The organism is Halopelagius inordinatus, from assembly GCF_900113245.1.
GTDB lineage: Archaea > Halobacteriota > Halobacteria > Halobacteriales > Haloferacaceae > Halopelagius > Halopelagius inordinatus.
Genome location: NZ_FOOQ01000009.1, coordinates 32340 through 45961 on the forward strand (window position 1 = coordinate 32340; position 13622 = coordinate 45961).

12 protein-coding genes and 1 tRNA gene are annotated in these 13622 nt (G+C 64.8%); 10 read left to right on the forward strand and 3 right to left on the reverse strand.

All coding sequences use genetic code 11. The features are described from left to right. Positions 1-45 precede the first annotated feature (45 nt). Positions 46-945 carry a phosphogluconate dehydrogenase (NAD(+)-dependent, decarboxylating) gene (gene gnd / locus BM167_RS17315; RefSeq protein WP_092893988.1) on the forward strand — a complete coding sequence of 300 codons (900 nt, stop codon included), beginning with the start codon at positions 46-48 and terminating at the stop codon, positions 943-945. A 225-nt stretch (positions 946-1170) separates the two neighbouring features. Next, positions 1171-1506 (forward strand): DUF7344 domain-containing protein, encoded by a 336-nt coding sequence (locus tag BM167_RS17320; RefSeq protein ID WP_092893989.1) that lies wholly within the window; start codon positions 1171-1173, stop codon positions 1504-1506. Positions 1507-1543: 37 nt separating this feature from the next. Here the strand turns inward: BM167_RS17320 and BM167_RS17325 are convergent, their stop codons facing one another. After that, positions 1544-1819 (reverse strand): DdfA family disk-determining factor, encoded by a 276-nt coding sequence (locus BM167_RS17325; RefSeq protein ID WP_092893990.1) that lies wholly within the window; start codon positions 1817-1819, stop codon positions 1544-1546. Between the two features lie 253 nt (positions 1820-2072). Between BM167_RS17325 and BM167_RS17330 the strand changes: the two genes are divergently transcribed. The 5 genes from BM167_RS17330 (at position 2073) to BM167_RS17345 (ending at position 7411) form a co-directional block, all read left to right on the forward strand. After that, entirely contained in the window at positions 2073-2657 is a 585-nt protein-coding gene (locus tag BM167_RS17330) for a 2Fe-2S iron-sulfur cluster-binding protein (protein WP_092893991.1), read from the forward strand. Between the two features lie 237 nt (positions 2658-2894). After that, a complete protein-coding gene (locus BM167_RS17335; protein WP_092894021.1) occupies positions 2895-4313 on the forward strand; it encodes an MATE family efflux transporter in 1419 nt (472 codons plus the stop codon). A 122-nt stretch (positions 4314-4435) separates the two neighbouring features. After that, positions 4436-4560, forward strand: a tRNA-Arg gene (locus tag BM167_RS18650). Between the two features lie 493 nt (positions 4561-5053). After that, positions 5054-5314 (forward strand): hypothetical protein, encoded by a 261-nt coding sequence (locus BM167_RS17340; protein WP_092893992.1) that lies wholly within the window; start codon positions 5054-5056, stop codon positions 5312-5314. A 339-nt stretch (positions 5315-5653) separates the two neighbouring features. Then, a complete protein-coding gene (locus BM167_RS17345; RefSeq protein WP_092894022.1) occupies positions 5654-7411 on the forward strand; it encodes a methyl-accepting chemotaxis protein in 1758 nt (585 codons plus the stop codon). A 27-nt stretch (positions 7412-7438) separates the two neighbouring features. On the opposite strand, the gene BM167_RS17350 is transcribed toward BM167_RS17345, so the two are convergent. Continuing rightward, positions 7439-8056, reverse strand: a complete 618-nt coding sequence (locus BM167_RS17350; RefSeq protein ID WP_092893993.1) for a class I SAM-dependent methyltransferase — start codon at positions 8054-8056, stop codon at positions 7439-7441. A 198-nt stretch (positions 8057-8254) separates the two neighbouring features. After that, on the reverse strand, positions 8255-9283 hold the full coding sequence (locus BM167_RS17355; RefSeq protein WP_092893994.1) for a coiled-coil domain-containing protein: 1029 nt from the start codon (positions 9281-9283) through the stop codon (positions 8255-8257). Between the two features lie 221 nt (positions 9284-9504). On the opposite strand from BM167_RS17355, the gene BM167_RS17360 reads away from it, so the two are divergent. The 3 genes from BM167_RS17360 (at position 9505) to pstA (ending at position 13622) form a co-directional block, all read left to right on the forward strand. Continuing rightward, positions 9505-10710, forward strand: a complete 1206-nt coding sequence (locus tag BM167_RS17360; RefSeq protein WP_092893995.1) for a substrate-binding domain-containing protein — start codon at positions 9505-9507, stop codon at positions 10708-10710. A gap of 150 nt (positions 10711-10860) precedes the next feature. After that, positions 10861-11991, forward strand: a complete 1131-nt coding sequence (gene pstC / locus BM167_RS17365) for a phosphate ABC transporter permease subunit PstC (protein WP_092893996.1) — start codon at positions 10861-10863, stop codon at positions 11989-11991. After that, on the forward strand, positions 11991-13622 hold the full coding sequence (pstA, locus tag BM167_RS17370) for a phosphate ABC transporter permease PstA (RefSeq protein ID WP_092893997.1): 1632 nt from the start codon (positions 11991-11993) through the stop codon (positions 13620-13622). Before pstC ends, pstA begins: the two co-directional genes overlap by 1 nt.

Sequence of the window (13622 nt, forward strand, 5' to 3'; positions counted from 1 at the left end):
TCCCGAATCGGAACCACTACCTCCCCCGACGGTGGACGAGAATCCATGCAACTGGGCGTCATCGGACTCGGCCGCATGGGTCAAATCGTCGTGAATAGAGTGGTTGACGCGGGTCACGAAGTCGTCGCGTTCGACCTCGACGCGGAGGCCGTGGCGACGGCCGCCGACGCCGGGGCGACACCCGCAGAGAGCGTCGCCGACCTCGCGGACCGTCTCGGCGACGACAAGCGCATCTGGCTCATGGTCCCCGCAGGTGCCGCGGTGGACGCGACGTTGGACGAACTCGCTTCACACGTCGACGAGGACGACGTGGTCGTGGACGGCGGCAACTCCCACTTCGAGAAGTCGGTCGGCCGCGCGGAGACGACGGATGCGGCGTACCTCGACTGCGGCACCTCCGGCGGCCCCGCGGGCGCGGAACTCGGTTTCTCGCTCATGGTCGGCGGCCCGCAGTGGGCGTACGACGAGATGACGCCCGTCTTCGACGCCGTCGCCACCGGCCCCGCGGGACACGACCGGATGGGCCCCGTCGGGTCGGGACACTACGTGAAGATGGTCCACAACGGCGTCGAGTACGCACTCATGCAGGCGTACGGCGAGGGCTTCGAACTCCTCGCGAACGGCCGGTACGACCTCGACTTAGAGGCCGTCGCGAAGACGTGGAACAACGGCGCGGTCATCCGGTCGTGGCTCTTGGAACTCTGCGAGGAGGCGTTCCGAGAGGAGGGCTCGGACCTCGGCGACGTTGCCGACCACGTCTCGGGGGGGTCCACCGGGACGTGGACCGTCCGAGAGGCACTCGAACAGGAGGTTCCGGTTCCGCTCATCTACCAGGCCCTCGCAGAACGGTTCGGCAGTCGCGACGACGCGCGGTTCTCCCGGCGACTCGCCAACCGTCTCCGGTACGGATTCGGGCGGCACGAAGTGGTCCGCGACGAGGAGTAGCGCCGACCGTCGAGAGCGACGTTCGCCTCCCATTTTCGAGGTCGTACGCGCGTGTACGGGTATTTCTCGGGCGTCTCGGTGTCGCTCTACGAAAAGCCTATATCGAACGGCGGTTCGGTGGATAGCATCCGAGGAGAACCGCATCGCTTGGACAACCTCCAGAACGACCGCCGGACGCCCGTCGATTCGCGGGAGTCGGCGAGGCCGTAGCGTACAGTGGCAAAGATGGGCACGACAGTTAGAAACGGAGAAAGCGCGGCCGAGACGGCGTTTCGGGTGATAGCTGACGAACTCAGTCGGTACACTATCGTCCGTCTCTCGGCGACTCCGGACGGCGTCGCATCTCGACGCGAACTGGCCGACTACGTCGGCACTCGCTCTACCGCGGTCGAGACGCGAAAACGGGTGACCGCTCGACTTCACCACGTCGTCTTACCCCGGTTAGAGGCTGCCGGACTGATCGAGTACGACCCCCGAAGCGCGACCGTCCGGTACTACCCGGAACCGGTCGTCGAGTCGCTACTCGACCACGTCGAGGTGGAGTCAAAAGAGAGCGAGTGACGACCGCCACGGGCGACGGGAGGTGCCCGCGTTACCGTTACTCCTCCGGCGGACGCTCGTCTCCGAGCGCTTCGATGGAAACGACTCCGTGGTCTGAAACCGTAACTCGGTAGCCGTCGTACCCGAACTCGACCTCCATCTCCGACCGACCGGCGGCCGACGGACGCTCGAAGAGTCGGTCCAAGGCCTCGGGGTCGATACAGCCGTACAGCGGCGGGAGTTCGAGGGGCGAGACGCCCTCCGTCTCGGCGACAGCCTCGACGACCAAGTGGCTGACTCCGGGGTCCACGGCCTGTCGAGTTGGTGTGTTCATCGTTCTCTCTTCGGCTCCGCGTCATATGGGTGTGTCGGCAGTCAGACATATTTCTCGAATGTCGCAGAGCCGTGAGACTCTCCGTCGCTCACCGTCACCGGCGTACTCCCGTTCGGCGAGTCCGTCCGCGCGAGGCGTCACCACGTCCGACTTCGGTATCCGACGGACACGGCGCGGCGCGCCCGTCGAATCGGGGTTCGCCTCCGCCGCGACAATCAAAATTTCCTTAACCCCCGACTCCGTAGCGCCCCTCATGGTCGAAATCAACCTCGTGGGTCTGGGTCTCGGCGCGACCCTGACGCTCGTCGCAGTCGCCCTGCACTTCTCGCGGGGTACCGAGTGGCAGCCCAGCGCGGACATCTCCCAAGAGGTCCTCGAACGCCGGGCGAGTACCGTCCCCGAGACGGAGTTCCCCGAACCGATGAACCGGTCCATCGGCGGCGGCGGTGTCGCCGCGGGGGCCGTCGGCGCGGGCGAAGAGGGAGCCGAACTCGAAGAGACCGACGAGGACTCCGGGAGTCCCGCCGACATCCCCGAGGACGAAGTCGAGTACTTCGAGGTGGAGTTCGCAAAACAGGGCGAAACCGTCGAAGTCGCCAACAACAAGACCGTCCTCGAATCCGGCGAGGACGAGGGGTGGGACCTCCCCTACGCCTGCAGACAGGGCCAGTGTGTCTCCTGTGCGGGTCAGATCACCTCGGGCGGTAACTCCGAGGACTACGTCGTCCACGACGACCAACAGATGCTCGCCGACGAAGAACTCGATGAGGGGTACACGCTGACCTGCGTCGCCTACCCCCGCGACGACTTCACCATCGAAACGGGCGAAGCGCCCTGACGTCGGCGACCGTTCCGAAAACGACCCCGAGGTTCTCGTCTCCGTTTTTCCCGACTCCGACCGCAGAGCGACGCCACCGGTAGCGAAAAAGCGAGTCACCTGTTTCGAATCGAAACATGCGGCAACCCGTTCGACTATCGACGGGTTGAAAATAACAACCGTCGTTCGAAGCGTTCAGTGCCCTCCACTCCCGCCACGGCCGGGGGTTCGCTCACCGAAGGCGACCTGAAACGGCCGATGTTCGACCTCGCGTGGCCCATCATCGTCACCGAACTGCTTCAGGTCGCGTACAACTTGGCAGACACCGTCTGGCTCGGCCGTCTATCGACCGACGCCGTCGCCGCCATCAGCCTCGCGTTCCCTCTCATCTTCCTTCTCATCTCCGTCGGCGGCGGGTTCACCGTCGCCGGGAGTACGCTCGTCGCGCAGTACACGGGGGCCGAAAGCGAGGCGTCTGCGGGAACAGTCGCCGGACAGACGCTGAGTTTCATCACCGCTATCGCCGTCGTCGTCGGCGTCGTCGGCTTCTTCGCGACGGACGCCATGCTCTCTGTCCTTCCGAGTTCTCCGGCGACGGCGAACCAAGTCGTGCCGATGGCCGCAGACTACATGCGCATCTTCTTTCTCGGACTGCCCGCGCTGTTCGGGTTCTTCGTCTTCTCGGCGCTGATGCGCGGCTACGGCAACACGCGCGCGCCGATGGTCGTCATGTTCGTGAGCGTCCTCGTCAACGTCGTCATAGACCCCGTCTTCATCTTCGGCTTCGAATCGAACCCGCTTTTCGGGATGCTCGGCGCTCCGGGCGTCGAGGCGACGCTCTTCGCCGCCACCGGATTCGAGGGCTGGGGCATCGAAGGGGCGGCGTTCGCGACGGTTCTCTCCCGCCTCGTCGCCACGGTCATCGGCGTCTACATCATCTTCTATACGAGCGCCGGGCCGAACGTCTCGCTCCCCGACTTCCGGCCCCAACGAGAGTTCGTCGCGAAAATCGTCCGCATCGGCGTTCCGAGCGCCGTCGAACAGTCCGCCACCGCACTCGGATTCATCACGCTGACCGCGATGGTCGTCACGTTCGTCCCCGAGGTGCTGGCGGCCTACGGTCTCGGCAACCGCCTCGTCTCTCTGGTCTTTCTCCCGGCGTTGGGTCTCGGCCGCGCGACAAACACCATCGTCGGGCAGAACCTCGGCGCTGCAAAACCCGAACGCGCCGAACGCGCCGTCTGGATGGCGGCGAAAGCCGGGTCGAGCGTGATGGTCGTCATCGGCGTCGTCGCGTACGTCTTCGCGGAACCCATCGTCGGCGTGTTCATCGACACGGGGACGGAGTCGGCGGCCCGGACCGTCGCGTTCGGCGTCGAATACGTCCGAATCCGCGCGTTCGAGTTCGGCTTCATCGGCGTCCTTCAGGTCGTCTTGGGCGCGTACCGCGGTGCCGGAAACACGAAGACTGCGCTCGCGTTCTCGCTTTTCGCGCTGTGGCTCGGCCGGATTCCCATCGTCTACTACCTCTCTTTCGTCCGCGACTTCGGCGAAACGGGTATCTGGATCGGGATGGCCGTCGGCCAGATTCTCGGTGCCGTCGCCGCCGCAGTCTGGTTCACCCGCGGGACGTGGAAGGCGGCCGTCGTCGAGCAATCGGAGTCGCCCGGCGAGTAGTCGGAGGCTTCGAAGCGGTCGGGCGGCGAGGAGGCTGAAACCGCGATGGCCGCGGCATCACCCCGACGCAGTCAGGCGGTTCACACCCGATTATAGCCCGCGCTGGTCTATGGATACCCGAGGGGCCGTAGCTCAGCGGACAGAGTGCTTGGTTCCGGACCAAGATGTCGCGTTCCCACGAGCGGCAGCGAGCGGGGGCATATCGGGCCGTCAGGCCCGATAGCGGGTTCAAATCCCGTCGGGTCCGTTCGGCCTTCAGCCTCACTCCCCCGACGACTTCCCGTTCGATTCGCTCACGGGAATCCCATCGGGTCCGTTTTGTGGAGTCTGCACGTGAACAGAGTTTGTCTCGTCTCGTACATCCCGACCGGAGTCCGTTTTTCCACGCCCACACTCCGAAACAGGAGACGGTGCACCCGTCCGTTTAAATACGCGGTTGGCTATTCTCCGTGATCAGACTGCGCGTGCGGGGCAATAAAGATATCAGGGTAAGTCAGCTAAGAAACCCGATTAGTTCTTGCTTCACTAACCGCGTCGGACCCACCGTATCGCTGGGAATCGACCCCGAAGTAGGCCGTTGACGGCTATTACGGGATTCTACAGCAAAGAGACAGGGTGCGAAAAGAGAACACTGAGCTAAGACCGTCTCACCGAAACTGAGACTCAGGAAGCCCATCGCTGTTCGACGTCGGCGGCTCGAACAAAAATTTATACTCAGAGTGTACGTTCATTGACAACATATGCCACCGTCCAGACCGTTCGTGGACTCCGAGGGGTCGATAGACATCACGCAGGTCCTCGACGAAGCCCGAACGCTGGCGTCACTCGTTGGACTCGTTGTCGCAGCGTCCCTCGTCCCGTTGGTACTCGTGCTCGTAGGAGGAGTGATTCCGGGACTTGGAGTGCTGTTCGTGGCCCTCGCGTACATCGTCTTAGTAATCGGAGGTGGGATCGTCCTGATGTACGTCATCGCTCGGGGGATGCAACTCTCGGTCAAGTGATCCCGTGCGTGATGGATCGGCGGAGAGGTCCGCCAGAGAAGTACCGATTCTCAGATACTCAGACCGTGTCCGAGTACTCTCTCCGCGTTCCCGATTCCTCAGGAGTGTGTCCGGTCGGTGAACGACTCTACTTGGACAGAAATGAGGCCCGGTCGGTCACTCGAGAGGATACCGCCTCGACTGGCGTCGTCGCGGTACTCACAGAGCGCGGTTATCAGTGATGAGTATTTGGAGGATACATCTTTTACGCGCAAACATATCTGCAACGATATGAGTGTAGAGAGATCAGAGAAACCGGTCTCGAAGGGGCGCGAATGGGCGCGGGCGGTGCGGGAGTTCGTGAGATACATCCCGCGGGGGAGTTCGATACCGGAGGAGACGTGGAAGGGGCGTCACCGAAACATCGTCTTAGTGCTCGCAGCACACGCTCCCTTCCTGTTTTTGATCGGGAGTTACACCGGTACCGAACCGTACGTCACGGGGGCCACACTCACAGCCGCGCCCCTCGAATTCGTCGTTCTCGGCGTCGGCGTCATCGTCGGCCTGTCGCTGCTTGCGAGTTGGCCGCGACTGTCTCGGCGGATTCGGACCGGGATAGCGGCCATCGGTTTGATGACCTCGTCTGCCCTTCTGGTCTACTTCTCCGGCGGCTACATAGAGGCGCACTTTCACTTTTTCGTCGTCGTGGGCGTGATCGCAGTCTACGAAGACTGGCTCCCGTTCGCCGTCGGAATCGGGTACGTGGCGATCCAACACAGCATATTCGGGATGGCGCATCCGGAGGCGGTGTACAACCACCCCGACGCCGTCGCGAATCCGATGGGGTGGGGACTCGTCCACGCCGTCTTCATCCTGAGTCTCGCCGCGGCGTTGATGTCCAACTGGGTGTCCATCGAACGCTCCCGCGAGGAGACGCGAAAGCAGGTCCAGAACGTAGAGGACAGCGAGGAAGCGAGAGCCGAAGTAGAGCGACTGAACGAGCGACTGCTGGTCCGCGCGGACGAACTCGCCGGCGCGATGGAGGCGGTTTCGGTCGGTGACCTGACCGCCGAACCCCCGAGAGAGACCGATATCGAGGCTATCGGATCGATCAGCGACGCCTTCGACGAGATGACGGACGAACTCTCGTCGACCATCGTGGACCTGCGAGCGTTCGCATCGAACGTAGAGCAGACGACGCAGTCGGTCCACGACGACGCGGAGACGCTCGAACGAACCCAAACGGAGCAAGCAAACGACATCCGAGAGTTCGCGACCGGTCTCCGCGAACAGGCGAGCAGTCTCGAATCGACCACCGGAGAGTTGACGAGTCTCTCTGCGACCATCCAAGAGATCGCCGCCAACGCGGACCAGGTGGCCGGGGAGACGAGTAACGCGGCGACCGCCGCCGAAGCGGGGAGCGAAACCGCCGCAGAGGCGATCGAAGCGATTGAACAGATCGAACGGAGCGTCGGGGAACTCGCGGACCTCGTCTCTTCGCTCGACGACCGGATGGACGGCGTCGCAGAGAGCACAGACCTCATAGAGGACATCGCAGAGCAGACGAACATGCTCGCACTCAACGCGAACATCGAGGCCGCGAGGGCCGCCCACGGCGGGAGCGGGTTCGCCGTCGTGGCCGAGGAGGTCAAATCCCTCGCCGACGAGACGCGAAGCCACTCGGCGGCGATAGAGCAGACGGTCACCCAGACGGTGGAGGACGTCGAACGCGTGCAAGCGGAGATGGCTCAGACCAAAGCGCAGATAGAGACCGGCAAGACGACCATAACCGACGCCGACGACGCGTTCTCGGGTCTGACCGAGACGGTCGAAGGCGTCGACGCGTCGGTCAGCACGGTCGCCGCGGCGACCGACGACGGCGCGCGGACGACCGAAGACGTGGTCGGCGCGATCGAGACGGTGGCCGACCGCTCTCGGACCATCGCAGAGCGGAGCGAATCGCTCGCGGACCGCGCCGAACGCGGGGCATCGACCATCTCCGACGTTCGCTCTCGACTCGACGGACTCACAGAACAGACCGCGACGCTGAAGAACCAACTCGACACGTTCGAGTGCGACGCGGCCGCCGAGACCGACCCCGTTCGCCGGCACCGGTAACCGCGCCGAGTCGTCTCGACTCGACTCTCAGAGAACGCGGAATACGCGAACCGTGTCGCGCGCGCCGGGTTCAGAGAGGAGTTGAGCGAGACCGAGGTCCGAGAAGATACGCTTCCAGTTGCGGTGATAGAGGGGAAAGTCGTCGTTGACGTAGCTGACCTCGCCGCCTTCGCGACCGCGGTTGGGGCTGTTACCCTCGTTTTCTGCTGTCACGAGCAGGTCGGACGTGATTCGGACTAACTCCTCGAACACCGAGACGTCCTCGGGGTGGACGTGTTGGAGCGTCTCGACGGAGTAGACGACGTCGAACGCGTCGTCTTCGAAGTCGGGGACGACGTCCTCGATAGCGCCCGTGTAGAACGTCCCCGTCTCGGCGAGTCGCGGGTAGTGTTCGGCCATCACGTCGAACGACTCCTCGTTGATGTCGATGCCGGAGAGGTTCTCGTACCCGTGCGTTCGGAGGTGCGCCAGATGGCGACCGGAACTGCAGCCGAGTTCGAGAACCGCGGCGTCCTCCGGAACGTAGTGTTCGAACACGTCCACGAGCGTCTCGGTGATTTCGTTCGGCCCGGCGTGGGCATAGAACTCCGGCGAGAACTCTCCGGACCGTTCGGCCCACCCGCGGCGGTTGTCTTCCGGTTCCACGGGCGGCAGTACGAGAGCGAGGATTAAAGCCTCCGCGAAGTTCGCGTCTCGTCCGGGAAGGTGCCACGCGGCGGACGCTACCGGCGCGGGTACCCTCGCCGACGTTCACCGAACGTCCACCGCGGCCGCCGAAACCGGACCCCGCGTTCGAGGAGGGCCGAAGCGGTTGAGTTCGAGAGAAGACCCAATTTTCCGCGACTACGCCAGCCCGTCTATCTCCGAGCGGTGTCGTTCGAGTTCCGTTCGAACCTCGTCCCACGGAACCGGAGGCTCGAACTCGGTGAAGGCGGCGTCGAAATCGAGCAGTCGCTCGAAGCGGTCCGCTCGCGCCGGGCGGGCCGGGCCGTCGAGACGGTCGCCGACCGCCTCGCGTCGCCCGCCGAGTTCGTCGAGTCGAGCCTCTAGCTCGTCCGCGCGTTCGCCGAACGTCCGGTCTGGGACGTCGAGTTCTCCGAGTCCGTCCCGGTTCGCCCACCGCCGAAGGTCCGAAAGTTCCGCTCGGGCGTCCGCGAGGAGGAGTCCGACGACTCGGTGTCGGAGCATCGCGTCCGCCCACGCGGCGTCGATATCGACGGCGTCGTCCGTTCCGAACGACGCCGCTTCCTCGCCGTTTCGGTCCGCGCTCTCTAGTTCCTCTGCCGTCTCCGCCAACTCGTCGAGCGACCGTTCGAGGGCGTCGGCGTCAGCGTCGAGTTCCTCGGCACGCACGTCGGCGTTCGTCGCCCACCGTTCGAACGCGTCGAGGTCGGTCTGAGCGGAGTCCGCGGCCCGCTGGATGGCGTTCGCGTCCGAGGTGATGCGCCGCAGTTCGGTCACGAAGTCGTAGAGGTCGTCCGGCCCGCCGCGTCGTTCGACGGCCGTCTGCAGGTCCGAGCCGACGTCCGAGATGCGCGTTTCGAGGCGGGTCACTCGCGCTTCGAACCGGTCGAGTCGGGCATCGACCGTTTCGAGGTCCGAGACGGGGTCGGCCGTCTCTCTCGCGTCCGAGAGCGCCATCGACGCCAGTTCGGTTCGCGTCTCGGCGGTACTGAGCGCCATCGACGTGTCCGTCAACGCGTCGTCGACGGCCTCCTCGGTCACGACGTCGTCGTCGGCGACGTGACCGAGGACCGTCCGAACCGTCTCGGGGTCCCGCGACGGACGACCCGAGACGAGTTCGTCGACGGCCTCGGACAGTGACGCTCCGACCGCGTTCTCGCCGGTACGTTCGCCGTCCTCTGAACTCATGTGCGACGGTTTCGACGGGGAGGCGTTATACCTTCCGTAACGGAATCATATATTGTCTGATACGAACCGGATACCATGCCAACGTTTGTCAAAATATCTCTCCGTGTCACTAGCCACAGAATCGGAGCGATACCCAATATAATCACACGAGTATACAGATAGGGAGCGTACGGGACCAATATTATAAACCGCTTTTAGGTAATCTGGCTTCGGCTCATGTGATGACGCAAGAGGCAGACCGTCTGACAGAAGGCGTATCACGGCGACAGTTCCTGGTGACGTCCGGTGTCGTCGGGGCAGCGGGACTCGCCGGTTGCTCGGGGGACGCCGGGGAGTCGAACGAAAGCGGCGGCGGCGACACCTCGGAGCCGAGCGGTCAGGCCACGGCGGGCGGGTCCGAGTCCGAGACCGACTCGGAGTCCACCGAGAGCGGTATGGACACCTCGATGCTCACCGCCGAGGGGTCCTCTACGGTGTACCCCATCGCGAACAAGGGTAGCTCCTACTGGAACTCCAACGCGCCCGCCGACGACGGCGAGTACTGGGGCTCCAACGACGAGGGCAGCGTTCCCGGCTGGGGCGAAATCGAGACCGATCAGCGCCTCGCGGACTACTTCGCGAGCCTCTACGGTTTCGAGCCGACGGGTCAACAGGCGACGCCGCCGTTCGCGACCAGCATCGCGCTGAGTCACTCCGGAACGGGCTGTAAGTCCGTCGCCGACGGTCTGGTGGACATCGGTAACTCCTCGGGCCCCATCACGGCCGAACTCGGCTGGAGCGAGGAGAAGGCGAGCGAGGAGGTCGTAGACCACGTCCTGGGCCGCGACGGCCAACCGGTCGTCGTCAGTAAGGACATCTACGACGCGGGCGTCACGCAACTGACGGGCGAGCAGATCCGCCAGATCTACCAGGGCGAGGTCAGCAACTGGAGCGAAGTCGGCGGCCCCGACCAGGAGATTTACGCCATCGGCCGCGCCGAGGGCTCCGGGACCGACACCTCGTTCCGCCTCAACATGCTCGGCGGCGCCGACGCGTCGATGTCGGGTACCGACACCCGCTTCGGTCAGAACCAGCAGGTCGCACAGGCGGTCCAGCAGAACGAAGGCGCCATCGCGTACATGGCGCTGGCGTTCACGAGCGACCAGGTCCAACCCATCGCCATCGACTTCGAGGGCACGGTGTTCAAGCCCGACCGGAGCGCGGAGAACACCATCTTCGACAGCGCCTACCCGCTCAACCGCGACCTCCACCAGTACACCAAGATCACGGAGGACACGCCGGAAGGGACGGACCTCCGGGAGGCGGCGTTCATCAACATGTTCCTGACCACCTTCGGACAGAAAGTGTTCGTCGAGGACAACAACTACATCCCGCTTCCGGACAAGGACATCCAGTCCGAGGCCGAGAAACTGCCGGACCAAGCCTGAACCAGACCGTCCCCGGGAGAGCGTGACCGAGCGTCGAACGGTCCGACGCCCGCCTCTCGGCAGCGCTCGACGGGGCGGATATTCTTCACAACACCGACACAAAACAATGGATTCCTGTACAACCGACAGATCGACGAGGCGTTCACGACGATGAGTTCGGTCAGCGAGTCAGAGCGCGGCCGACGAAACGCCGTCCAGCGGACGCGCCGTCGAGCCCGGAACTTCGTCGAGGACGCCAGCACGTCCGAACTCGCGACCGTCCTCGTCAGTTCGGCGGCCCTCTTTGCCGCGTTCGCCGGGTTCCTCGCCGCGTCGGCGTGGACCATCGTCCCGGTGGTCGTCTTCCTCCTGGCGGTCGGGTACGGGTGGATTCGCCACCAAGAGACGACGGCGAAGGGACTCACCATGACGATGACCGCGTCCACCATCCTGATACTGCTCCTCATCACGGTGTTCATCTTCGTCGAGTCGGTTCCGGTCGTCCTCTACGAGAGCGAGACGGTGTTGGGGGTGAGCGTCCCCGGCCTGCGGATGTTCACGGAGACGCGATGGGACGCGGTTTCGTCGCCGATTCGCTACTCGATGGTTCCGATGATTCACGGGACGGTGATGGTGACGCTCATCGCGACGGCCGTCGCCGGACCCCTCGGCGTCGCCGCCGCGTTGTTCTTGAGCGAAATCGCTCCGCGGACCGTTCGCGAGGTGGTCAAGCCGGGCGTCGAAATCCTCGCCGGAATCCCCTCCATCGTCTACGGGTTCATCGGGTTCACCGTGTTGAGTCCGTGGGCGTCCGACCAGTTCCGAATCACCGGCCAGGGGACCTATCTCTTCGTCGGAATCGTCGTCGGCCTGATGGCGCTTCCGACCGTCGTCTCCGTCGCGGAGGACGCCCTGAGCAGCGTCCCGGAGGCGATGAAGAGCGGGTCGCTGGCGATGGGGACGACGGACTGGCAGACGATGACGAGCATCACGCTCCCAGCGGCGTTCTCGGGCGTCTCGGCCGCCGTCCTCCTCGGCGTCGGGCGCGCTATCGGCGAGACGATGGCCGCGACGGTGATGCTTCGGGGCGTCCCCGGACTCACCGACCCGCTGTACAACGTCTTCTACGGAAACGCGACGCTCACCTCACTCATCGCGTCGAACTACGGCGAGGCGGACGGACTGCAGGAGGACGCGCTGTTCGTCGCGGGCATCATCCTGTTCGTCACCGTCTTGGTCCTCTCTCTCGGGTCGCAGTACATCGAAGCTCGAATGCGTAACAAACTGGGGGGTGAGCTCTGATGGCGGGAGCGACCCGTTCGAGGCTCGTCACGGAGGACACGTCCGCGACCGACGCGGTGGCGGCGGGGGCCGTCGGACTCGCGTCGGTGCTTTTCGCCCTCGCCCTCGCGGCGCTGTTCGAGCAGGTGAGCCTGACTGACTCTGTCGGTGGGGTCCCCCTCGCCACGCTCATCGGCGGACTCCTCGCCCTGTTGGGCGGCGCAGTCATCGCCTTCGGCGTCGGCTCACGGTTCGGCTACGTCGCGACCCAACCGAGGCCGACCGCTGGGATAGTCGCCGCTTCGAGTTCCACGCTCGTCTGGTTCGCGGTCGGCGGCGTCGTCGCGTCGCAGTCGTTCGGACTCGGAACTCTCGGGTGGCTCTTCGTCGCCGGTCTGACCGGCGGCGCGGCCTTCGCGGTGTCGGCGGTCCTGCGGGAAGACCTCGGCTCTACGCTCCCGGCGGGCGCTTTGACCCTGTTTGCGGGGCTCGTCTTCCTCACCGGGGCCATCGGCCCGTCGTGGGTGTGGGAACTCGGCTGGGCACAGCGGGCGTCGTTCACCGCCGAGTTCGTCGTCCCCGGCGTCACGCTGTTTTGTTCTCTCTTCTCCGGGTGGGCGGCCGCGAAGGCGTACGGCGGGTTCGGCGCTCGCGGGCGGCACATGGGCGCGTACCTGCTCGTCTACCTGAACGCCGTCGCCATCGTCGGCGTCCTGTTCGTGCTGATGGGGTTCACCATCGTCAAGGGGACTCCCGGCCTCTTCCGCGGTCTGAGCGTCGGACTCGGAACCGGCCCGGAGTCCGTCGTCGTGCTCTTCGGACAGACCGTCTCGTTCACGTGGCCCCTCGACTGGCCGTTCGTCATGAACGGCGTCGGGCTGATAAACGACTTCAACGGCGTCCTACCGGCCATCGCCGGGACGTTCTGGCTCGTCGCCGGAGCGATGCTCGTCGCGGTTCCCCTCGGCATCGGCGCGGCCATCTTCCTCACCGAGTACGCCGAACGAGGGCCGTTCACGCAGGCCGTCGAAGTCGCCACGAACGGGCTCTGGAGCACTCCGAGCATCGTCTTCGGTCTGTTCGGGTACGCGTTTCTCGTCCCGCGGTTCGGCAACAGGAAGTCGCTGCTCGCCGGGATGCTGACGCTCTCGTTCATGCTTCTTCCTCTCGTGCTCATCACGAGTCGGGAGGCGATGCTCTCGGTCCCCGACGAGTACCGCGATGCCAGCGCGGCCCTCGGCGTGACCAAGTGGCAGACGATACGAAGCGTCGTCCTGCCCGCGGCGTTACCCGGTGTCGTCACCGGCGTCATCCTCGGTGTCGGCCGCATCGCGGGCGAGACGGCACCCATCCTGTTGACGATGGCAGGCGGCGTGTTCATCCCCGGAAGCCAGACGGTGGACGTCGTCGGCGGCTTCGAGTTCACGTCCTCGGCCCCGTTCGTCGCCAATCCCGAACTGATGCAGGCGACGTCCGCGCTCCCGTACCAGTTGTACGCGCTCATCACCGCGGGCGTCGGCGCGTCGAGCAACGTCGGCAACGCCGACGAGTTCCGCTGGGCGACGGCGCTCATCCTTCTCATCGTCGTTCTGTCGTTCTACGCGGTCGGCATCACCGCGCGGTACTACTTCCGCAGTAAACTCAGAGAGTAA

Coding starts and splice junctions, on each gene's coding strand:
- BM167_RS17355 (WP_092893994.1), bottom strand. CDS start 9,283: ATGAGTTCAGAGGACGGCGAACGTACCGGCGAGAACGCGGTCGGAGCG.
- BM167_RS17320 (WP_092893989.1), top strand. CDS start 1,171: ATGGGCACGACAGTTAGAAACGGAGAAAGCGCGGCCGAGACGGCGTTT.
- BM167_RS17330 (WP_092893991.1), top strand. CDS start 2,073: ATGGTCGAAATCAACCTCGTGGGTCTGGGTCTCGGCGCGACCCTGACG.
- BM167_RS17340 (WP_092893992.1), top strand. CDS start 5,054: ATGCCACCGTCCAGACCGTTCGTGGACTCCGAGGGGTCGATAGACATC.
- BM167_RS17335 (WP_092894021.1), top strand. CDS start 2,895: ATGTTCGACCTCGCGTGGCCCATCATCGTCACCGAACTGCTTCAGGTC.
- BM167_RS17360 (WP_092893995.1), top strand. CDS start 9,505: ATGACGCAAGAGGCAGACCGTCTGACAGAAGGCGTATCACGGCGACAG.
- gnd (WP_092893988.1), top strand. CDS start 46: ATGCAACTGGGCGTCATCGGACTCGGCCGCATGGGTCAAATCGTCGTG.
- pstA (WP_092893997.1), top strand. CDS start 11,991: ATGGCGGGAGCGACCCGTTCGAGGCTCGTCACGGAGGACACGTCCGCG.
- BM167_RS17325 (WP_092893990.1), bottom strand. CDS start 1,819: ATGAACACACCAACTCGACAGGCCGTGGACCCCGGAGTCAGCCACTTG.
- pstC (WP_092893996.1), top strand. CDS start 10,861: ATGAGTTCGGTCAGCGAGTCAGAGCGCGGCCGACGAAACGCCGTCCAG.